The sequence below is a fragment of the Donghicola sp. genome, from assembly GCF_025210255.1.
Lineage (GTDB): Bacteria > Pseudomonadota > Alphaproteobacteria > Rhodobacterales > Rhodobacteraceae > Donghicola > Donghicola eburneus.
Genome location: NZ_JAOARZ010000019.1, coordinates 94541 through 115519, shown reverse-complemented (window position 1 = coordinate 115519; position 20979 = coordinate 94541). Strand labels below are relative to the sequence as shown.

Genomic DNA, 20979 nt, shown 5'->3' with positions numbered 1-20979 from the left:
CCCGCACAGGTGGGTGGGTGGTATGACTGAAGCATGATTACAAATTTTGCGCTTTCGCTAAGTTTTCACGGAATTCGCCTGCTGCAGCGGGCGGATAGCGGTTGGCTGCTTGTCGGAGAGGTCGCACTGGACGATCCGGACATGCCCGCTGCCCTAGGCGAGCTGCGCGCAAAGGCAGAGCAACTGGCCCCCGAGGGGCTGCACTGCAAGGTCATCATTCCCGACGAACAGATCCGCTATCTGACCGTGTCGAACGTGCCCAACGGCGCAGAGCGCAGCATGGCCCGCGTCCATCTAGAGGGGGCAACGCCCTACAAGGTTGAGCAGCTTAGCTTTGACTGCGTGCGTCTGCACAACGGCGATATTTCGATTGCAGCCGTCGCGCACGAGACGTTGGACGAGGCAGAGGCCTTTGCACTGGAACACGGGTTCCAACCCTATTCTTTTGCCGCCATTCCTGCCCCAGATGCAAATTATCCGGTCGAGCCCTATCTGGGGACCTCACTCCATGCGCGCGAGGTCATGCCCAAGGGCGAAGAAGTCCGCCGAGACTATGAACTGATTTCGATTGTCGGCAAAGCCGAGCCCAAGGTCGATCCGATCCAGACGGTGGACGATAAAATCCCGCTGCCTGATTTCGATGATACCTCGGATGACAGCGGCCTGATCGGCATGGCCACGGCGACCAAGGCGCGCGAAGATCAAGCCGAGGCACCCTTTACCGAGGTCACAACCCCCGAAGAACCCGCAGAGATCACGCCCGACCTGAGCGCAGCGACTCTCACGGCACAACGCTTTGTCCCCAAGGCGCCCAATACCGACCGCTCTGCCAAACTGAAAGCCGAGCGCAAAAGCAGCACCCCGGGGATGTTTACAGTGATCGGCGGCATGCTGGCCTCGTCCAAGCTGCCCCTGCCAAGCAATCAAGAGCCCGCAAAGCTCGGGATGCTCGCCACTGCTGCTGTTGTCGTGATCATGGGGGCTGTGGGGGCCACCGCGACCCTTCTTATCGGTGCCGCCCCCGAGCAAGTGGCTGAAACCGAGGTTGTCATTCCGATAACGCCCGTCCCGGCTTCTGAGCTCGACATTGCAGAGTTGGAAGACGAGCCAGAGGCGATGGCCGCCCTGAGCGATGATTTGTCGACTCCTGCCCCGTCCTCGGCCCAAGTGGACGAAACGCTGGCGATGAATGGCGCGCCGTCGGATCTGTTGCCGGAACTGCCCGCACTTGCGCAGCCAGAGCCTGCACCAGAAGAGACCCCCGATCCATTCATCCTGACCAAAGAAGAGTTGCAGGGCATTTACGACCGTACGGGCGTCTATGCGATGGCCCCGACGCCACCTGAACTGCCGACTTTCGCGGATGACCATGACGCCTATGTGCCGTCGCTCGACCGCGCGGTGCCCTCGCTCGATGCCGTGTCTTTGCCTGATACGGATGTACTAGCCCTTGACGAGCTGCCCCCGCGACAGTCTTTGCCCACGGCCGCCGAACACCGCTTCGACTTGGGCGAGGACGGTCTCGTTGTGCCCACACCCGAAGGAACACTCGCGCCGGGGGGATATCGGGTCTTTTTGGGCAATCCGCCCGTCATTCCGCCAGAGCGCCCTGACCTGACCCCAACCGAGGAAGAGGCCTCAGAGGAAGAAGCCGAGCTCGCAGAGCAACCCGAATACAAACTGCGCCCCAGCGCGCGTCCGACAGATCTGGCCGAACGGTTTGAGCGTGCACGCTTTGGCGGCCGTACCATGGCAGAGATCGCGATGGCCCGACCGCAGGCCCGCCCCGCTGATCTGGTTCCCGAGAGCGTTACGCTGGCCAGTGTCGATCAAGCCGAAACTGCCACCGCGGTCATGGACGCCCTCCGCGAAGCCTCTGGTGGCTCGACAGCGGGCCTGAGCGAACCTGTACAGCGTGCGGTCGATGACGCGCTGGCCACAGCCTCGCTGGTGCCCAAGGCGCGCCCGCAGGGCTTTGGCAAGATTGTCGAGAGCAGCAAGCCTGCCCCCCAGACGCAGGTTGCCTCGGCCGCACCACGCAAATCTGCGCAGCCCTCGATCCCATCCAAAGCGTCTGTTGCCAAAGCCGCGACTGAAAGCAACGTTCTGGCCATGCGCAAGCTGAACCTGATCGGAGTCTACGGGTCCGAGTCCAGCCGCCGTGCGCTGGTCCGCCTGCCCAATGGCCGCTTCAAAAAGGTCAAGGTCGGCGACCGCGTGGACGGCAGCCAAGTCACCTCGATCAGTTCGGATGCAATCCGACTGGTCAAAGGCGGGCGGAATATCGTTCTGGAGATGCCCCAAGGGTAGTTCCACCGCAGCCGCGACACTACGCCATCACACTTTAGCATAGATTCCTTGCACATATGCGGGGCAGCACTGGCAAAGCCGCGCGCAGGCCGTAAACTAGAGCCATTGCAGATATGGAATTCCGCCGCCAATGGACGTCATCCTCTTAGACATCATGATTTATCTGGTCGCTGCAGTGATCGCAGTCCCGTTTGCCGCCCGCTTGGGGCTGGGATCGGTACTGGGATACATCGCGGCAGGCATCATCATCGGGCCCGTCATGGGCATCGTCGGATCAGAGACCAAGGACCTGCAACATTTTGCAGAATACGGCGTCGTCGTAATGCTCTTTCTGATTGGTCTAGAACTAGAGCCCCGCGCCCTGTGGAACATGCGGCACAAGCTGATCGGCATGGGCGGATTGCAGATTACCCTGACAACCGCGGCCTTTACAGGAATCGGCATCTGGATGGGGTACGAGTGGCAAACCGCGCTTGCGGGGGGCATGGTGCTGTCCCTGTCCTCTACTGCGATCGTGCTGCAGACCCTCACGGAAAAGGGGTTGGTGCAGACAAACGGCGGGCGCGCGACATTTTCGGTCCTGCTAACCCAAGATATCGCAGTGATCCCGATGTTGGCTGTCCTGCCGCTGCTTGCACTGGCCCAAGGGCCTGGCTTTGCCGAGGATGGCTCGATCCAGATCCCCCGCCCCGAAGAGGCGGGCCACCACGCGATCAGCCTAGTGGACGGTCTGCCCGGCTGGGGCGTGACACTCGTGACCTTGGGCGCGGTCGTCGCGATTATCTTGACCGGCATCTACCTGACGCGACCCGTCTTCCGCTATATACACTCCGCCAAACTGCGCGAGATGTATACCGCGCTTGCCCTGCTGATCGTGGTGGGCATTGGCCTTTTGATGACGATGGTGGGCCTGTCGCCCGCGCTTGGCACCTTCTTGGCCGGTGTGGTGCTGGCCAACACCGAATTTCGCCACGAACTGGAAAGCGACCTAGAGCCCTTCAAGGGGCTGCTCTTGGGGCTCTTTTTCATCACCGTGGGCGCAGGGATCAACTTTGGCCTTCTGTTTGCCAAACCCCTGACGATCATCGGGATGGCACTAACCGTTCTGTTGGTGAAGGGCACCATCCTCTACATAATCGCGCGTCTGTTCCGGCTGCGCCCCAGAGGGCGCTGGCTGTTTACCCTTGGACTCGCGCAGGCCGGTGAATTCGGGTTTGTTCTGGTCTCTTTCTCGACCCAGACTGGGGCTCTGAACAACGCTCAGGGGCAGGTGTTCTTGCTTGTGGTCGCCTTAACCATGCTGATCACGCCCCTGCTCTTCATCATTTTCGAGCGCAAAGCACGTGGCGCGAACGCGATGGCCGCCCCGATCGTCGAGGACGAAATCGACGACAAAGGCCCCGTAATCATTGCGGGCATCGGGCGCTTTGGGCAGATCGTCAACCGTCTCGTGCAGTCCTGCGGCTACAAGACTGTGGTGATCGATCACGACATTCAAACCATCCAACTTATGCGCAAATTTGGATTTAAGGGGTTCTTTGGCGACCCCACACGCCCCGACCTGCTACGGGCTGCCGGGTTGAACGAGGCCCGCATTCTGGTCGTCGCACTGGATGATCCCGCATCAACCACCAAGCTTGTCGCCTATGCACGTAAACACCAACCCGACCTGCACATCATCGCCCGCGCCCATGACCGCAACCACGTCTATTCGCTCTACGCTGCTGGCGCGAACGACATCGTGCGCGAGATGTTCGACAGCTCGCTCCGGGCGGGGCGCTATGTGCTAGAGAACCTTGGCATGACAGAGTTCGAGGCCGCCGAAGCGCAAAAAGTGTTCTACCACCATGACCGCTATACCGTGAGCGAGTTGGCCAAACTGTGGAATCCGGACGTGCCTTCGATCGAAAACGAGCCCTACATCGCCCGCGCCCGCGAATTGGAAAAAGAGCTGGAAACAAACCTGCTTGCGCAACTTGAGTCGCAGGCCGAGGCAAAGAAAAAGGCGTCCTAAGGGACGCCTCCTCTAACCCATCGAGTGCTTGTGTTTTTAGCCGTCGCTCACGCCAGCCTCGGCAAAGGATGCCATACCCGAATGGCAGGCGATCGCCCCTTTCAGCACACCGATGGCCAAGGCAGCGCCCGACCCCTCTCCCAGACGCAAGCCGAGCGACAAGAGAGGTTCTTTGCCCAGAGCCGTCAGCACGCGCCCATGCGCCGCCTCGGCGCTCTGATGGCCTGCGACGCAGTGATCGAGCGCGCCCTCGACCAATCGGTCCAGCACCGCTGCCGCAGAGCAGCAGATGAAGCCGTCAAGAATGACCGGAATGCCCTCCACCCGCGCTCGGGCCATGGCACCAGCCATCGCCGCAATCTCTCGGCCACCGACGCAGCGCAAGACCTCCATAGGCCCTTGAGGCGCATTGACCTGCAGCGCCTTGGCGATCACCTCGGCTTTGCGCGCGACTCCTGCATCGTCAAGGCCGGTGCCCCGTCCGACCCAATCCGCCGCCTCGCCCCCAAAGAGCGCCAGAGCAATCGCGGCCGCCGCCGTGGTGTTGCCGATCCCCATTTCGCCCACAACCAGCAGATCCGACTTGGGGTTCACAGCATCCCAGCCTGCTTTGAGCGCAGCATCCAAATCCTTTGCATCCATCGCAGGGCCCTGCGTGAAGTCTGCCGTCGGGCGGTCCAGTTCCAGTGACACGACCGCCATCTCGGCGCCATGCAGCTTGGCCAACTGGTTGATCGCCGCTCCTTCTCCCTCGAAGTTGGCCACCATCTGCACAGTCACTTCAGGCGGAAACGCGGAGATTCCCTGCGCCACAACCCCGTGGTTGCCGGCAAAGATGATGACCTGAGGTGCCTTGATCTCTGGGCGCGCATTCCCGCGCCAGCTGGCGTACCAAATCGCCAGATCCTCAAGACGACCCAAAGCACCCGGAGGCTTGGTCAGCACGTCGTTACGCGCGGATGCCTCTGCCTGCGCCGCTGCGCTTGGTCCCTGTGCTGCCTGCAGAGCTGCGGTCATTTCAGCCGCAAAGGTTTCGGTCTGTCCCATAGGCCCCCCTGTTGATTCGTGTGCCAAAGCCGATATGTAACGCCAATCCGCCTCAACCAGCGACGTGCCCATGACACAGCCTTTCTTTCACTGGCAAGACCTACCGGCCGCAATGGGCCTTATGTCGCGTATCCCCGTGCGCGTCGATACAGAACGCGCCACATCACGGTCTGCGCGCGCCACTTGGGCCTATCCACTAGCTGGTGCGATCCTCGGTGCGGTTGCAGGCACGGTTGCGTGGGGCCTTGGGTCACTTGGCCTGCCTCCGATGATTCAAGCAATCGGAGCACTGACCACATCCGTGATCATCACGGGCGCCATGCACGAAGACGGCCTCGCCGACAGCGCCGACGGGCTTTGGGGCGGCTGGACCACCGAACGCCGGCTCGAAATCATGAAGGACAGCCGCACTGGCGCTTACGGCGTCATCGCCATAGCCTTATCGCTGATCTGGCGAACTGCGCTGCTCTCTATTGTGATTGGCGCTTCAAACCCAATCTTTCTGCTCACGGCTCTTGGCGCCCTGAGCCGCAGCGCCATGGCCCCGCTCATGGCCTTCCTTCCCAACGCACGCAAAAGCGGTCTCTCTAGTGCTGTCGGTGCGCCTTCGCGCCTGACAGCCATCACCTCCGTTGCTCTCGGCCTGGTCATCGCATTGCCCATACTTGGCCCCATCCCATGCCTTATCGCGGGCCTGACCGCCCTCTTCTGGGCCGCCATCGCCATTAAGAAGATCGGCGGGCAAACCGGAGACATTCTAGGCGCCTCTCAGCAGCTGACAGAGATCATCGCGCTTATCGCCCTCGCCGCGTCCTCCTCTCTTTCTTGGTAAAAATACCCACCTGCGCCACCTCCCCTACACGCGCCCCAAAAATGAAAAAAGCCGCCCCATCCAAGGGCGGCTTTCTCAATTCCAATTGTCTGGCAGCTTACGCAGCAGCAGCGCGCGACATCAGCACGTCATCGACTTTCTTCGCCGCAGCAGTTTCGTCGCCGTCCGTGACTGCCGCCACTTCGCGGGTCAGACGCTCCAGAGCCGCTTCGTACAGCTGACGTTCCGAATAGCTCTGCTCGCGCTGATCGTCTGCACGGTGCAGGTCACGTACAACTTCAGCAATCGCAATCAGATCGCCCGAGTTGATCTTCTGTTCATATTCCTGAGCGCGGCGCGACCACATCGCGCGCTTCACTTTAGCCTTGCCCTTTAGGGTGGCCATCGCCTGCGAAATCACGTCCGGAGTCGACAGCGACCGAAGACCGGCTTCGGCAGCTTTGTTGGTCGGCACGCGCAGGGTCATCTTGTCCTTCTCGAACGAGATTACGAACAGCTCCAGCTTGAGGCCGGCAATTTCCTGCTCTTCAATGGACATGATCTGACCGACGCCGTGAGCCGGATACACAACATAGTCATTGGGACGAAATTCGGGGGCTTTAGATTTGCTCATGCAATCCTTCCTCGCAGGGGCATCAGAGGACAAAAAAACCGCGCCGCAATCTGAAAAGATTGCGCTCGGGTGTCCTTCAGTCGCCGGATGATTACCCCCGTCTCAACACCGCGGGGATACATCGGTTTCGATATATTACACGACTGTATAACAGATTTTGCCCATCATTCAAAGGGCCACACCCAAGCGTGAAACCCTCGTGAATCAATGAGATGAGAGCATTCAGCGGGAAACCGACAGAATCGCTAGGGGAATCAGTTCCCCTCACCAGCCGCTTCAGAGAAGTATTTGGTGATCTTGTCGCCTTCGCCATCGCGCTCGGTCGCTTCGGGCAGCGGGTCCTTGCGCTCGGTGATAACCGGCCACATTTCCGAGTATTTGCGATTGAACTCGACCCACTTTTCCATGTCCGGCTCGGTATCAGGACGGATTGCATCGGCGGGGCATTCAGGTTCACACACACCACAGTCAATGCACTCGTCGGGATGGATAACAAGCATGTTCTCACCCTCGTAGAAGCAGTCCACAGGACATACCTCGACGCAGTCGGTGTATTTGCAGGCGATGCAGTTATCTGTAACGACGTAGGTCATCGGGTCTCTCGCTCATTAAACTTGGCCGATAGCTAGGCCAGACAGACAGATCATTCAAGGCTCTCGCGGCGGAGAAGATCGAGATTGCGACGATCTTTCTTAGTGGGACGTCCGCTTCCCTCAAATGCCGGATTTTTAGGACCTTTGTCCTCGGGTGGGCTCAGATCCTCGTACAGCGTTTGCGCCTCGGGGGCCGGACCGCGCCGCACACCCACAGCTGCAATTTTGACGACCCGCACACGATCGGCCTGCGGGAACGTCAGAACGTCACCCGGACCGACACTCGCGGACGGCTTTGCTGCGTGATTTCCGTTGATTCTGAGGTGACCGGCCGACACTACCCGCGCGGCCAGTGACCTGCTTTTGAAAAACCGCGCGCGCCACAACCATTTGTCCACGCGCAGCTTTGTTTTTTCAGCGTCCGACAAGGCGCCCCTTAGGTCTTGTCCCGCAGGCCCATCAGAGCTGCTGCGAAGGGGTTATCGGGATCAATCGGCTTGTCTGCCTTGGGCGGACGTGCGCTGTGCACGCGCGGGCCTTGGGGCTTGCCACCTTTGGGTCCGCCTTTGCCCTTGGGCTTGCCTTTGCCGCGGGGACGCTCGCCATCGGCGCGCTTGCCTCCCTCGGCGCGGTTGTTGCGCCCACCGCCACGACGCTCGCCGCCACGGTTGTTGTTGCGCTGACGCCCCCAAGTGAAGGTGTAAAACACTTCCATCTCGGCACCGGCAGCACCAGAATCCGCCGCTTCGCCCACGGCCACTTCTTCGGCAGGAGTTTCAGCGATTTCCGCAGGGACTTCGGCAGCCTCAGGCGCTTCCTCGGCGACGGGCGCGATGCCTTCGTCTTCGATTGCGGCCACTTCGGGTGCGATGTCAGCGGCAGAAGCCTCTTCGCCTGCGGCCAGTGCGGGGTCAGCCATCACGGCATCAACAGCTTTGACCTTGGCGCGCTCCCCTTTTTCAGCACGGTAGCCCAGACCTTCCATCAGCGCCGCGAACTGCTCCAGTGTCATACCGGTGATCGACAGCATGTCGGGCTTGGCTTCGAAGCCGCCTCGGCTATCTTCGGAGCGCAGCATGTCTGCCAGACGCTCCAGCATATCGATGCGGATCGCGCGCTCGCCGGCCTGACGGTAACCCGCCATGGTGAAATATCCTTCAGGCGCATCGGATTGGGCTGGGACAGTCACCAGACCCGGAGGCGGCGCCTCGGGGAAAGCATCCAGACCATTCGCGAGGGACCACAGAACCAGACGCAGACGGGTCGGCGCAGGCTTCAGCAGCAAAGGCATAAAGATGGTGAACTGGCCGAAACGGATGCCATGCTTGCGCAGCGCGCCACGTGCGTCCTGATCCAGCGATTTGACCTCGTCAGCGATGGGCGCACGTTCCAGCACACCCAGACCTTCGACCATGCGGAAGGCAAAACCCCGAGCCAGCCCCGACAGAGCCTCGTCCTTGGACAGGTTCATCAGGGGCTCGAACAGGGTCGCGATTTTGCGGTCAATGAAGTGCTGCAGACGGCGCTGCACCTTCTGAGCCACGTCTGCACCTGCTTCGTCATCGACAAAGGCGACAACCTCGGGCTTGAGCGGATCCGATCCGGCGACCAGTTTGCCAACCGCATCCGTACCCCACATCAGACCACCCTGTTCGGTGAAGTCGATTTCGGTATCGGGCGCGTTGTAGAACTTGTCTGCGCGCAGATGGAAATGAGGCGCCAGCGCCTGCAAGCTTGCCTTGGCTACGGTTTTCGCTTCGTCGGGGCTGCTGCCCTTGTCCTGACGGAAACGGAACCCTTCGAGACGACCAACGAATTCACCTTCGATGGTCACTTCACCCTTGTCGTTTACTTCGGCCAAAAGGGCCTCCTTCTGCTTGAGCCGGCGCAAAAGCACGGATGTGCGCCGGTCCACAAATCTCTGCGTCAAGCGCTCGTGCAGCGCATCTGACAAGCGGTCTTCTACCGCCCTTGTTTCGCCACGCCAATGACTTTCGTCACGAACCCAGCCAGAACGCTGCGCGACATATGTCCAAGTCCGAATGAACGCGAGCCTCTTGGATAGGGTATCTATGTCGCCTTGCGTCCGGTCAATGCGTTTGATCTGTCTGGCGAGCCAATCATCAGGAACACGGCCATCCTGATGCAAAAATCGGTAGATTTGCTCCAGAAGTGTGGCGTGTTCACCACTACTGATGCCCCTGAAATCGGGAATCCGGCACACATCCCACAGCAGTTTCACGCTGGTCCCGTCATGAGCCCGTGCGCGGATTTCATCCACCGCAGACAGAATTTTCAGAACGCGCAGGTCATCGGCCTCTCGCGCCTTGAGCAAACGGGGGTCGTTTGGCCCCTGCTCAAGGGAATCGATCAGAGCGTCCACATGGCCGAAGCGCAGGTCGTGATTCCGCCACTGCAGCTTTTGCAGCGGGGTAAAACGGTGCTCCATGATCGCCTCGGCGACCTCGTCATCCAGCGGCGGCGCCTCTCCGGTCGTGCCAAAGGTACCGTCAGACATCCCCCGCCCCGCGCGGCCCGCGATCTGGGCCAGTTCGTTGGGGTGCAACTCGCGCATCCGGCGCCCGTCGAACTTGATCAGGCTGGAGAAGGCCACGTGGTCGATATCAAGGTTCAGACCCATCCCGATGGCATCAGTCGCCACCAGATAATCCACATCCCCGTTCTGATAGAGTTCGACCTGAGCGTTCCGCGTCCGCGGGCTCAGCGCGCCCATCACCACGGCCGCACCGCCCTTTTGACGGCGCAAGAGTTCGGCAATGGCGTACACGTTATCCACCGAGAAGCCGACAATCGCACTGCGCGCACGCATGCGGCTGATTTTCTTTGATCCAGAGTAGAGCAACTGGCTCATCCGTTCGCGGCGCACGAACTCGCAATGCGGAACCAGCGCGGCGATCGGTCCGCGCATGGTGTCACTGCCCATAAACAAGGTCTCGTTCGTCCCGCGCATCCGCAACAGACGATCTGTAAACACATGCCCCCGTTCAGGGTCCGCACAGAGCTGGATTTCATCAACCGCGACAAAGTCGGCGCCAATGCCTTCGGGCATCGCTTCGACCGTACAGACCCAATACTGAGTGCGCGGCGGGACGATCCGCTCTTCGCCCGTCACCAAGGCGACGACCGAAGGCCCCCGCAGGGCGACCAGTTTGTCATAAACCTCGCGCGCCAAAAGACGCAGGGGCAGACCGATCACACCGGTCCGATATCCCAACATCCGTTCGATGGCATAATGGGTTTTGCCTGTGTTGGTCGGGCCCAAAATGGCCGCGATCCGGCCCCTGTTGGCCATTATACCCTCGTCTCAGAGGTCGAGCGCGCCCGCCTCTTTGTCCAGTTCCTGTTGGAGCCGAGATAATTGCTCAAAGTTGGGATGTATAGCCTCGACAGCGTCGAAAAACGTCATCGCTGCTTCGGTCTGTCCGGTTTCATAGGAAATGATCCCCGCCCCGAAGAGCGCACCGAAATGATTAGGGTTGAGCGCAATCGCTTGCTCCAGCTCTTCCATCGCAGGACCATAGAGGTCCAGTTGATAGAGTGTTGTGGCCCGCAACATATGCCCCTCGGCAAAGTCAGGAGCGTGGTCAGTCACGGCCGTCAGATGTTCTAGCGCAAGCTCCAACTCGCCCTCGGCCATCGCCCGCTCTGCACGGCGCAGCAGCATGTCCACCATGGCAGACCCCGAGCGCGCCCAAATCAGACGCAAATCTTCGGCAAGAACTTGCGCACCATCGGGGTCAGCTTTCTTCAATCGTTCCAACAACTCCGTCTCCTGCGGGCTCTGCGCCGTTGCAGGTGAGGAAATCGTGACTATCATGAAACCTGCCGTGACGACACGTTTGAGCGGATCAAGGAATCTGGTCATAGTTCATCAGTGTAATCCAACCGCGGCGAAAAGCGAGTGCCGCAACAAGAATGTGAAAGGCGACACGATGAGCTCTGTGATTGATACCGCAGTCGAGGAGTTGAACGCGAAACTGGGGGATGACGGCTTTGACGGCACCGCCAAATTCGTGATCGAGGACGAAGGCAGCATTATCATCGACGAAAACGGCGCACGCGCCGCCGATGACGAGGCTGAAGTCACCCTGACTGCTGACGCCGACACCTTCAAATCCATTCTCGATGGCGAACTGGATGCCACTGCAGCCTTTATGTCGGGCCGCCTGAGCATCGATGGCGACATGGGCAAAGCCATGCAGCTTGGCACCGTACTGGCCTAGGGACGACAGACGTGACACAGACGGCCCCGTTTTTCAATGATCTGGCACGCGGCCCCGATGGGGGGGCTGCGCACTGGGTCACTGCCTCGGGCGGGGTGCGTCTGCGCATGGCCCACTGGCCCCACGCTGGGGCTAAAGGCACGATGTTACTTTTCAACGGGCGCACCGAATACATCGAAAAATATGGCATCACGGCCCGGGAGTTGGCCGAAATCGGGCTCGCAACCGCGACGCTGGACTGGCGCGGCCAAGGTTTGTCAGACCGCGCGTTAGACGATCGTTTGGTTGGGCACGTTGGGCAGTTTTCGGACTTCCAGAAAGATGTAGCCGCCTTCTTGGACTACGCGACGCGCATGAACCTGCCCAAGCCTTGGTACATTCTGGGCCACTCCATGGGCGGGTGCATCGCACTTCGCACGGTTCTGAATGGCGCGCCGATTTCCGGCGTGCTTTTTACTGCGCCCATGTGGGGCATCCAGATGCCTGGCGTATTACGTACCGTCGCGTGGACCGTGACGTGGACTGCAGACAAAGTTGCATTGGGTCATCTGTTGACCCCAAGCACCAGCCGCCGCCCTTATACCGAGGCAGCTCCGTTTTTGGGGAATGCGCTGACCACGGATCGTGACATGTATGCCTACATGCGCAGCCAGACAGACGCGCAACCGGACCTTGGCCTTGGCGGTCCCAGTCTGAACTGGCTGAACCAAGCGCTTCGCGAGACTTTGGCGCTGGCCTCTATCCCGTCACCCGACGTGCCTGCCCTCTGCTTTCTCGGCGATCTAGAAAGCATTGTTGATCCTCAGGAAATCAAGCGGCGGATGGGCGCATGGCCCAATGGCAAACTGATAGAGATCGAAAATGCACAGCACGAGGTGCTGATGGAAACTCCAGACATCCGCCGTCGTGCAATGTCCGAAATCGCCGCTTTTGTTGAACGCACCAAAGAAAACGTTGACGCCTGACGGGATTGGTCTGGCAGTGCGGCAGCCGCGGACTAGCTTCGCGTTATGCGAGCTGACTCTGTTCTGACCTTTACTGATCGCGGCATCTACTGCCCTGCTGGTGATTTTTATATCGACCCCTGGCGCCCCGTGGATCGTGCGTTGATCACTCACGGCCATTCCGACCACTCCCGCTGGGGGCATCAGCACTACATGGCAACCGAAGCCGCAGCACCCGTCATGCACCACCGGCTGGGTGACGTGTCGATCCAAACCACCCCCTACGGCGCAAAGACGCAAATCGGAGGGGCCTCAGTCAGTTTTCACCCCGCAGGCCATATACCCGGCTCGGCGCAAATCCGGATCGAGGTCGGTGGCGAGGTTTGGGTCGTCTCGGGCGACTACAAACCCGAGCCAGACGGCCTGTGCGAGAGTTTTGAACTGGTCCCCTGCCACGCCTTTATCAGCGAATGCACATTTGGCCTGCCAGCATTCAAATGGGCCCATCAATCCGTAGTGGCTGAGGAGATCAACGCATGGTGGGCGTCGAACGCGGCGGACGGGCGTTTCAGCTTGCTTGGCGCGTATTCCTTGGGCAAAGCGCAACGGCTGATGTCCCTGCTCGACCCGTCCATCGGCCCAATCCTGACACACGGCGCCGTCGAGGCGACGAACGAAGTCCTCCGCGCCCAAGGCTACCCCCTGCCCGCCACCACCCGCGTCACTGGTGATCTGGATGTCAGAGCCCACGCGGGCGGCATTGTGATCGCGCCCCCTTCGGCGTTCGGCACGCCGTGGGCCAAGAAATTCGGACGCGCCGCAACGGGATTTGCCAGCGGATGGATGCGCTTGCGCGGGGTGCGCAGGCGCCGCGCCGCTGACCGAGGGTTCGTCCTGTCCGACCACGCCGACTGGCCCGGCCTGAACGACACAATCCGCGCCACAGGCTGCGAAAAAGTCTTTGTGACGCACGGCTACACCGAAATCTTCAACCAGTGGCTCTTGAGCCAAGGGTACGATTCCGCAATCGTCGCCACCGAATACACCGGCGAAGGCGCGGACACCGACGATGTGGCAGAGGTGGACTGATGCAAGCCTTTGCCGACCTCTTCAATGCGCTGGACCAGACGACCTCGACCAACGCCAAGGTCGCCGCGCTGACCGACTATTTCCAGACTGCCGCTGATCCCGACAAACTGTGGTGCATCGCGCTGTTTTCCGGACGTCGCCCGAAGCGCACCGTCACGACCACGCGCCTGCGTGAATGGGCGGCGGAACGGGCAGGCATCCCCTTGTGGCTGTTCGAGGAAACCTATCCAATCGTGGGCGATTTATCCGAAACCATCGCCCTGATCCTGCCCGACGCCACGCGCCAGACCAACCGAACCCTGTCGGACTGGATGGATGAAATCCTCCGCCTGACACCAGCGGGCGAAGACTCCCGTAAGGAGGCCGTTCTGGACGCATTGGACTGCCTGAACACGACAGAGCGGTTCCTGTTTAACAAGCTGCTGACCGGGGGTTTTCGCGTGGGTGTCAGCCAAAAGCTCATGACCCGCGCCCTGTCCCGCGCCACGGATACCGAAGAGGCGCAGATGGCCCATCGCCTGATGGGCAACTGGACGCCGGAGACGACCACCTTTCACGATCTGATCCACGCGCAGGACACAGAGGCTGACAAATCCCGTCCCTACCCGTTTTATCTGGCCTACGGTCTGGAAGACGCGCCCGAGGCCCTTGGTGCACCCTCAGACTGGCAAGCTGAATGGAAATGGGACGGCATTCGCGGGCAGCTGATCCTGCGCGGCGGCACCCATTTTCTGTGGTCCCGGGGCGAAGAATTAATCACCGACCGCTTTCCCGAGTTTGCCCGCAGTGTGGATTTCCTGCCCGATGGCACTGTGCTAGATGGCGAAGTGCTCGCATGGCACGAGGGCAAACCCCTGCCCTTTTCCGAACTGCAAAAACGCATCGGCAGGAAAACCGTGCCGAAAAAGCTGTTGAGAGACGCGCCCGTGGTCCTGCGCGCCTATGACCTGCTGGAGCACGCGGGCGAAGACATACGCGACATGCCTTTGGCAGAACGGCGCGCACGACTTGAAACTCTGCTGGCTGAAATCCCACCCGAGGCAGCTGTAATCCCCTCTCCAGTCGTGGGCTTCAATAACTGGCAAAGCCTGACCGACATCCGCGAAACCAGCCGCGACGCCCATGCAGAGGGGCTGATGCTGAAACGATTGGATAGTCCCTATCTTGCAGGCCGAAAAAAGGGGGACTGGTGGAAATGGAAGGTCGACCCCCTGACTATCGACGCCGTGATGATCTATGCCCAATCGGGACATGGACGGCGCGCAAACCTTTTCACCGACTTCACCTTTGCGGTCTGGAACAATGGCGAACTGGTGCCTTTTACCAAGGCTTATTCCGGCCTCACGGACGCAGAATTCCGTAAAATCACAGCGTGGGTGCGCAAAAACACTCTGCAACGCTTTGGACCTGTTCGTCAGGTTACCCCCGAGCATGTGTTCGAAATCGGGTTCGAAGGCATCATGGACAGCCCGCGCCACAAATCCGGCGTTGCGCTGCGCTTTCCCCGCATGCTGCGCTGGCGGCACGACAAACCCGCGTCAGAGGCGAACACGCTCGACGATCTGAAGGCATTGATGCCCTAATTCGCCCCGCCCCCTTGCACATCCGGCGTTGGCGCTCTTACCTGTGTCCCAAGCAAGATAAAAAGGACCACCTATGGCACACCGCATTCAACCGTTCTTTGATGCAAATCCCAGCGCAGGCACTGGCGATCTGGGGGACCTGCCGGAATGGGACCTGAGCGATCTGTACACCGCCGAAGACGCCCCTGAACTGCTGCGCGATCTGGACTGGCTAGAAAGCGCCTGCGCCAGCTTTGCCGAAGATTACGAAGGCAAACTCGGGGATCTGGATGCGGACGGCATGCTGGAATGCACCCTGCGCAACGAACGCATCGATATGGTCGCGGGGCGCATCATGTCGTTTGCCGGTCTGCGCTACTATCAGAACACCATGGACGCCGAACGCGCCAAGTTCATGTCCGATCTCCAAGACCGCCTGACCCGCTACACCACCCCGCTAGTGTTCTTTACGCTGGAACTGAACCGACTGCCCGATGACCATTTGGACGCTCTGTTCGCCGAGAACTCTGATCTGGCTCGCTACAAGCCCGTTTTCGACCGCATCCGCGCGATGAAGCCTTATCAGCTGTCTGACGAGATGGAGAAATTCCTGCACGACATGGGCGTGGTCGGTGACGCTTGGGAGCGCCTGTTCGACGAAACCATCGCGGGCCTGAAATTCGAGGTCGAAGGCGAGGAACTGGGGATCGAGGAAACCTTGAACCTGCTGTCCGAACAGGACCGTGCCAAGCGCGAATCCGGTGCCCGCGCTTTGGGAGAGACCTTTAGCAAGAACATCAAAACCTTCGCCCGCGTGCACAACACCCAGGCCAAGGAAAAAGAGGTCATGGACCGCTGGCGCGGCATGCCCACCCCGCAAACCGGCCGCCATCTGGCCAACCACGTGGAGCCCGAGGTTGTCGAGGCCCTGCGCAACGCCGTGGTCGACGCCTATCCCCGCTTGTCCCACCGATACTACGCGCTGAAGGCAAAGTGGCTGGGTCTGGACACCATGCAGGTCTGGGACCGTAACGCGCCCCTGCCCATGGAAACAGAACGCAAGATCAAATGGCCCGAAGCCGAAAAGATCGTCATGGACGCCTATGGTGACTTTGATCCGCGCATGGCCGAACTGGCGGAGCCCTTCTTTACCAAGGGCTGGATCGACGCGGGCGTCAAACTGGGCAAGGCTCCGGGTGCGTTCGCCCACCCCACCGTCACCGACGTGCACCCCTATGTTATGCTGAACTATCTTGGAAAACCGCGTGATGTGATGACCTTGGCCCACGAACTGGGTCACGGCGTGCACCAGCGCTTGGCCGCTGGTCAGGGTGAGATGCTGTCCTCGACCCCGCTGACGCTGGCGGAAACCGCGTCGGTGTTTGGCGAAATGCTAACCTTCCAGAAGATGCTGGCCGGCGCCAAGGACGATAACGAGCGCAAGGTCATGCTGGCTGGCAAGGTCGAGGACATGATCAACACGGTCGTCCGCCAAATCGCCTTCTACGACTTCGAATGCAAACTGCACGAGGCGCGCCGCGGTGGTGAACTGACCCCCGACGACATCAACGCCCTGTGGATGAGTGTTCAGGCCGAAAGCCTTGGTCCAGTGTTCGACTACATGCCGGGCTACGAGACCTTCTGGGCCTACATCCCACACTTCGTCCACACGCCCTTCTACGTCTACGCCTATGCGTTCGGCGACGGTCTGGTGAACGCCCTTTACGCCGCGTATAAAGAGCAGCCCGAAGGTTTCCAGGACAAATATTTCGACATGCTCAAGGCGGGCGGATCGAAGCACCACAAAGAACTGCTGGCCCCCTTCGGCCTTGATGCGTCGGACCCCAAATTCTGGGACAAGGGCCTGTCGATGATCGAAGGGTTCATCGATCAGCTTGAGGCGATGGAATAACCCCACCGCAATCCCCAAGAATACAGCACGCCGCCCGATCAGGGCGGCGTTCCTTTTTGTTGATCAGCGCTTTGCGTCAGCGAACACGCGGTCAATCATGGCCTGTGTGCCCTGTGAAAACTCCAGCGGCACCGGATAGGACGCACGATCCCCGCCGATCGCCGCACAGAAATTCTCGACCTGAAGCTTGTAGTGCTGCGCGGCGGGGAAGCGTTCCTCGCGGATCACCCCACCAGAGCATTCCACCGTCAGCTTCGGCTCCCCGAACACCTGCGCATTGAACGGCGCTGTCAGGGCCAACACACCCTTCTCCCCATGGAACTCCATGCGCTGACGGTTCGCCATGCGGATCGAGTTGATCAGGGTAAACGTGATGTCCCCAAACCGTCCTGTGACGTTCGCATAGGTGTCGATCCCATTTTCGAACTCCACATCCGCGCGCAGTTCAGTCGGCTCCTGCCCCGTCACGAACCGCGCCGAGCCATAGGTATAGACCCCGATGTCGCGGATGCCACCACCGCCGGTCTCGGCCTTATTGCGGATATTGCCGGTGTCCGTGCGGTTGTCGAATGTAAAAATCCCGCTCACATGACGCAGGCGCCCGATCTCGCCACTCTCTACGATCTCTTTGGCGCGTTGCCATTGGGGGTGGTGCAGGATCATATAGGCTTCGGCGGCCATCAGGCCGGTCTCGTCGCGCAGGGAAATGATCTGGTCGATCTCGGCGGCCTCGAGGGCGATCGGCTTCTCGCACAGCACATGCTTGCCCGCCTTCAACGCCTTGAGCGCCCACTCCACATGCAGATGGTTGGGCAGCGGAATGTAGACCACATCAATTTTGGGATCATGGATCAGCGCATCATAGCTTTCGTAGACGCGGATATCCGGCGCAAACGCGCGGAACGGCGCAGATTTGTCGTAGCTCGACGTGGCCAGCCCTGCCAAGCGCGCCCCGCTGGCCAGATGGATCGCGGGCCCCATGTGTTCGCGGGCAAATTTCGCCGCCCCCAGAATGCCCCAGTTGTAGATTTTGGTCATACCGCCCCCAAATAAAAATCCCCTCGAGCCTAGGGCCCGAGGAGATTTTCTACAACTCTGTCAAAGGGTCAGACCGCAGGCAGCATGCCCTTTTCCCGTGCAAGACCGGTCATCCGCTTCTGCAGTTTTTCGAACGCCCTCACCTCAATCTGGCGAATACGCTCGCGGCTCACGTTGTACTCGGCTGACAAATCCTCGAGCGTGATATTCTCTTCGCTCAGGCGTCGCTTGACCAAAATGTCTTTCTCACGGTCGTTCAGCACATCCATGGCTTCGGCCAATAGTTCGCGGCGCGAGTCCATTTCGTCCTGAGCCTCGTAGGCCGCAGCTTGGTTCGCATCTTCATCCTCGAGCCAATCCTGCCACTGCGCGCCACCATCATCTTCGGATCCAACGGTCGCGTTGAGCGAGGCGTCACCGCCCGACAGGCGGCGGTTCATGCTGATGACTTCGTCTTCGGTTACGCCAAGGTCCGTCGCGATCTTCTGAACGTGCTCCGGACGCAGGTCGCCATCTTCCAGCGCTCCGATGCGGGATTTCGCTTTGCGCAGGTTGAAGAACAATTTCTTCTGCGCCGAGGTTGTCCCCAGCTTCACCATGGACCAGCTGCGCAGGATGTATTCCTGAATGCTGGCGCGGATCCACCACATTGCGTAGGTCGCCAAACGGAAGCCCTTTTCAGGGTCAAAGCGTTTGACCGCTTGCATCAGACCGACGTTTGCCTCGGAGATTACCTCTGCTTGGGGCAGACCGTAGCCACGGTAGCCCATCGCGATTTTAGCCGCGAGACGCAGGTGGCTGGTGACCATCTTGTGGGCCGCCTCCGTGTCTTGTTCCTCGACCCACCGCTTGGCCAGCATATATTCTTCTTCAGGCTCCAGCAGAGGGAACTTGCGGATCTCTTGCATGTAGCGCGACAGGCCGCCCTCTGGGGTCGGTGCCGGAAGATTTGCATAGTTTGCCATTTGTCCCTCCTGAATGTAACAGGCTTTAACATGCAGCTAGGTAGCTGACTTCATGTATTCAAGTCCTCAGCCTCGCTTTGGTTCCATATAAAATGAGAGACACTTGGCTGGATAGAGGGATTTGGGTGCACTCACGCACACGTGCGTGAGGATCACTTCTTGGTGCGCAGCGCGTCGAGAAGTGAAACCATATCGTCAGGCAGCGGCGCTTCGAAGGTCATCTCTTCTTCGGTCACGGGATGGATGAACCCAAGGATGCGCGCGTGCAGCGCCTGACGGGGGAACGTTGCTGCAGCTTCAATGCCTGCCAACGACAACGCCTTGGGAGACAGCTTGCGCCGCCCGCCGTAAACGGGGTCTCCTATCAACGCATGACCTGCATGGGTCATGTGCACACGGATCTGGTGAGTCCGGCCTGTTTCCAGCCAGCAATCCACCAACGTCGCACAGACGGGCGTCCCGAATGTTTCAACGACCCGCGCCCGGGTCACAGCATGGCGCCCACTGCTAAAACTGACGGCCTGCCGCTGACGGTCGGTTCTGTGACGGCCTAGGAAAGAGGTGATCTTGATGATGTTGCCCGGCTCGAAGCTGACACCCTTCACCCCCTTGAGGCGCGGCTCATTGCTGTCTGGGACACCATAGACAACGGCGGAATACACCCGCTCGACGCTGTGGTCCTCGAACTGAGCCGCCAACCCGTGATGGGCGCGATCCGATTTTGCCACGACCAGAAGCCCGCTGGTGTCTTTATCAATACGGTGCACAATGCCCGGACGCTTCTCGCCCCCGATGCCCGACAGAGTATCGCCGCAATGGTGCAGCAGCGCGTTGACCAGAGTGCCACCGGGCGAGCCGGGCGCAGGATGCACCACCATGCCAGCAGGCTTGTTCACCACGATCAGATCATCGTCTTCGTAGATGATCTCGAGCGGGATATCCTCGGCCACGGTGTCGACTTCAGCAGCAACCTCGATCTGAATGCTGATTTCGTCGCCTTCCGTCACCTTTGCTTTGGGATCAGACAACACCTCGCCGGCTCGCGCGACTTTGCCCTCGGCGATGAGTTTGGCAAGACGGGTCCGCGACAGAGACGCTTCCTCTGGCACATCGCGCGCCAAGGCCTTATCCAGACGGGGCGGCGGATCTGCCGCGATGATGACGGTAACCAAGGTCTCGCCCATGTCGCTTCCTTCTGACCAGACGCCCCCAGACGCCCTGTTCCTGCGCCGTCTTGTGACGGCCCTGACCGTGGTGATGATGGGAGGCATGATCGCCATCGCACTGGTCATTGTGTTTCGCTTCCCTGACCCCACGCCAGTTCTACCAGAAAATCTGAGACTGCCTGCGGGATCAACAATCAGCGCAGTTACACAAGGCAAGGGTTGGATTGCAATCGTCACCGACCAACAGGAGATCCTGATCTTTGATGCGGTCAGCGGTTCCCTGAGGCAAACGTTGCAGATCAATTCCGCCCAATAAACGGGCAATGTAAGAGAGTCTCACACCTTAGCGCGCAAATCACGGTCACATTCTGTTTGCGGCGCATATTACCTAGGATTCCGGACATCAAGGAATCCCCTTTCTACACTCAAATAAATATCATTATCGTACTTAGTGTAACTTCAACCTACGATTTACCTTCTGAGATTGCGTCAATTCTGCAATCAAATCTGAGTAAATCATGTTTTGACCCTTTCAACCTTGACGGACGTTCAGCCACCCCGCTAATCCCATAAGTGTAAATTTTCACGCATGAAATGGTGCCCGGGTTTTACTTACACTTGGGCCCATATACTATTTAGGTGACAGAAAC

General features: G+C 59.8%; 18 protein-coding genes. 9 read left to right on the top strand and 9 right to left on the bottom strand.

Going from position 1 to position 20979, the window contains the following annotated elements; genetic code table 11:
* Positions 1–33: 33 nt before the first annotated feature.
* Positions 34–2310, top strand: a complete 2277-nt coding sequence (locus N4A58_RS06395) for a hypothetical protein (RefSeq protein WP_293708435.1) — start codon at positions 34–36, stop codon at positions 2308–2310.
* A gap of 130 nt (positions 2311–2440) precedes the next feature.
* Positions 2441–4324, top strand: a complete 1884-nt coding sequence (locus tag N4A58_RS06390) for a monovalent cation:proton antiporter-2 (CPA2) family protein (protein WP_072705854.1) — start codon at positions 2441–2443, stop codon at positions 4322–4324.
* A gap of 36 nt (positions 4325–4360) precedes the next feature.
* On the opposite strand, the gene cobT is transcribed toward N4A58_RS06390, so the two are convergent.
* Complete coding sequence (gene cobT, locus N4A58_RS06385) at positions 4361–5371, bottom strand: nicotinate-nucleotide--dimethylbenzimidazole phosphoribosyltransferase (RefSeq protein WP_293708434.1); 1011 nt, start codon at positions 5369–5371, stop codon at positions 4361–4363.
* 70 nt (positions 5372–5441) lie between these two features.
* Between cobT and cobS the strand changes: the two genes are divergently transcribed.
* Positions 5442–6203 (top strand): adenosylcobinamide-GDP ribazoletransferase, encoded by a 762-nt coding sequence (gene cobS, locus N4A58_RS06380; RefSeq protein ID WP_293708433.1) that lies wholly within the window; start codon positions 5442–5444, stop codon positions 6201–6203.
* Positions 6204–6300: 97 nt separating this feature from the next.
* Here cobS and N4A58_RS06375 read toward each other — a convergent pair whose 3' ends face one another.
* From N4A58_RS06375 to N4A58_RS06355, 5 genes are all read right to left on the bottom strand, one after another.
* Positions 6301–6816, bottom strand: coding sequence for a CarD family transcriptional regulator (locus N4A58_RS06375; protein ID WP_072705851.1), 516 nt, complete (start codon positions 6814–6816; stop codon positions 6301–6303).
* A 254-nt stretch (positions 6817–7070) separates the two neighbouring features.
* A complete protein-coding gene (gene fdxA / locus N4A58_RS06370; RefSeq protein WP_072705850.1) occupies positions 7071–7409 on the bottom strand; it encodes a ferredoxin FdxA in 339 nt (112 codons plus the stop codon).
* 50 nt (positions 7410–7459) lie between these two features.
* Positions 7460–7837 (bottom strand): RNA-binding S4 domain-containing protein, encoded by a 378-nt coding sequence (locus tag N4A58_RS06365; protein ID WP_293708432.1) that lies wholly within the window; start codon positions 7835–7837, stop codon positions 7460–7462.
* 8 nt (positions 7838–7845) lie between these two features.
* Positions 7846–10722 (bottom strand): helicase-related protein, encoded by a 2877-nt coding sequence (locus N4A58_RS06360; protein ID WP_293708431.1) that lies wholly within the window; start codon positions 10720–10722, stop codon positions 7846–7848.
* Positions 10723–10734: 12 nt separating this feature from the next.
* Positions 10735–11190 carry a tetratricopeptide repeat protein gene (locus tag N4A58_RS06355; protein WP_177218645.1) on the bottom strand — a complete coding sequence of 152 codons (456 nt, stop codon included), beginning with the start codon at positions 11188–11190 and terminating at the stop codon, positions 10735–10737.
* A 172-nt stretch (positions 11191–11362) separates the two neighbouring features.
* On the opposite strand from N4A58_RS06355, the gene N4A58_RS06350 reads away from it, so the two are divergent.
* The 5 genes from N4A58_RS06350 (at position 11363) to N4A58_RS06330 (ending at position 17160) form a co-directional block, all read left to right on the top strand.
* Positions 11363–11653 carry an SCP2 sterol-binding domain-containing protein gene (locus N4A58_RS06350; RefSeq protein ID WP_293708430.1) on the top strand — a complete coding sequence of 97 codons (291 nt, stop codon included), beginning with the start codon at positions 11363–11365 and terminating at the stop codon, positions 11651–11653.
* 11 nt (positions 11654–11664) lie between these two features.
* On the top strand, positions 11665–12618 hold the full coding sequence (locus tag N4A58_RS06345) for an alpha/beta hydrolase (RefSeq protein ID WP_293708429.1): 954 nt from the start codon (positions 11665–11667) through the stop codon (positions 12616–12618).
* A 45-nt stretch (positions 12619–12663) separates the two neighbouring features.
* Entirely contained in the window at positions 12664–13686 is a 1023-nt protein-coding gene (locus N4A58_RS06340; protein ID WP_293708428.1) for a ligase-associated DNA damage response exonuclease, read from the top strand.
* A complete protein-coding gene (locus tag N4A58_RS06335; protein WP_293708427.1) occupies positions 13686–15269 on the top strand; it encodes an ATP-dependent DNA ligase in 1584 nt (527 codons plus the stop codon). Before N4A58_RS06340 ends, N4A58_RS06335 begins: the two co-directional genes overlap by 1 nt.
* A gap of 73 nt (positions 15270–15342) precedes the next feature.
* A complete protein-coding gene (locus tag N4A58_RS06330) occupies positions 15343–17160 on the top strand; it encodes a M3 family oligoendopeptidase (protein WP_293708426.1) in 1818 nt (605 codons plus the stop codon).
* Positions 17161–17223: 63 nt separating this feature from the next.
* Here N4A58_RS06330 and N4A58_RS06325 read toward each other — a convergent pair whose 3' ends face one another.
* The 3 genes from N4A58_RS06325 to N4A58_RS06315 form a co-directional block, all read right to left on the bottom strand.
* Positions 17224–18198: a Gfo/Idh/MocA family oxidoreductase gene (locus N4A58_RS06325; protein ID WP_293708425.1), complete on the bottom strand. Its 975-nt coding sequence runs from the start codon at positions 18196–18198 to the stop codon at positions 17224–17226.
* Positions 18199–18266: 68 nt separating this feature from the next.
* On the bottom strand, positions 18267–19163 hold the full coding sequence (gene rpoH, locus N4A58_RS06320) for an RNA polymerase sigma factor RpoH (protein ID WP_072705840.1): 897 nt from the start codon (positions 19161–19163) through the stop codon (positions 18267–18269).
* A gap of 152 nt (positions 19164–19315) precedes the next feature.
* A complete protein-coding gene (locus tag N4A58_RS06315) occupies positions 19316–20347 on the bottom strand; it encodes an RluA family pseudouridine synthase (RefSeq protein WP_293708424.1) in 1032 nt (343 codons plus the stop codon).
* Between N4A58_RS06315 and N4A58_RS06310 the strand changes: the two genes are divergently transcribed.
* Positions 20346–20645, top strand: coding sequence for a DUF6476 family protein (locus N4A58_RS06310; protein WP_293708423.1), 300 nt, complete (start codon positions 20346–20348; stop codon positions 20643–20645). The two genes, N4A58_RS06315 and N4A58_RS06310, sit on opposite strands and share 2 nt — an antisense overlap.
* Positions 20646–20979 lie beyond the last annotated feature (334 nt).

What these genes read in the sequence shown, in the direction of transcription:
- fdxA (WP_072705850.1), bottom strand. Translation starts at nt 7,409, where the DNA reads ATGACCTACGTCGTTACAGATAACTGCATCGCCTGCAAATACACCGAC.
- N4A58_RS06375 (WP_072705851.1), bottom strand. Translation starts at nt 6,816, where the DNA reads ATGAGCAAATCTAAAGCCCCCGAATTTCGTCCCAATGACTATGTTGTG.
- N4A58_RS06350 (WP_293708430.1), top strand. Translation starts at nt 11,363, where the DNA reads ATGAGCTCTGTGATTGATACCGCAGTCGAGGAGTTGAACGCGAAACTG.
- N4A58_RS06325 (WP_293708425.1), bottom strand. Translation starts at nt 18,198, where the DNA reads ATGACCAAAATCTACAACTGGGGCATTCTGGGGGCGGCGAAATTTGCC.
- N4A58_RS06330 (WP_293708426.1), top strand. Translation starts at nt 15,343, where the DNA reads ATGGCACACCGCATTCAACCGTTCTTTGATGCAAATCCCAGCGCAGGC.
- N4A58_RS06340 (WP_293708428.1), top strand. Translation starts at nt 12,664, where the DNA reads ATGCGAGCTGACTCTGTTCTGACCTTTACTGATCGCGGCATCTACTGC.
- N4A58_RS06335 (WP_293708427.1), top strand. Translation starts at nt 13,686, where the DNA reads ATGCAAGCCTTTGCCGACCTCTTCAATGCGCTGGACCAGACGACCTCG.
- cobT (WP_293708434.1), bottom strand. Translation starts at nt 5,371, where the DNA reads ATGGGACAGACCGAAACCTTTGCGGCTGAAATGACCGCAGCTCTGCAG.
- N4A58_RS06360 (WP_293708431.1), bottom strand. Translation starts at nt 10,722, where the DNA reads ATGGCCAACAGGGGCCGGATCGCGGCCATTTTGGGCCCGACCAACACA.
- cobS (WP_293708433.1), top strand. Translation starts at nt 5,442, where the DNA reads ATGACACAGCCTTTCTTTCACTGGCAAGACCTACCGGCCGCAATGGGC.
- N4A58_RS06390 (WP_072705854.1), top strand. Translation starts at nt 2,441, where the DNA reads ATGGACGTCATCCTCTTAGACATCATGATTTATCTGGTCGCTGCAGTG.
- N4A58_RS06310 (WP_293708423.1), top strand. Translation starts at nt 20,346, where the DNA reads ATGTCGCTTCCTTCTGACCAGACGCCCCCAGACGCCCTGTTCCTGCGC.
- N4A58_RS06395 (WP_293708435.1), top strand. Translation starts at nt 34, where the DNA reads ATGATTACAAATTTTGCGCTTTCGCTAAGTTTTCACGGAATTCGCCTG.
- N4A58_RS06315 (WP_293708424.1), bottom strand. Translation starts at nt 20,347, where the DNA reads ATGGGCGAGACCTTGGTTACCGTCATCATCGCGGCAGATCCGCCGCCC.
- rpoH (WP_072705840.1), bottom strand. Translation starts at nt 19,163, where the DNA reads ATGGCAAACTATGCAAATCTTCCGGCACCGACCCCAGAGGGCGGCCTG.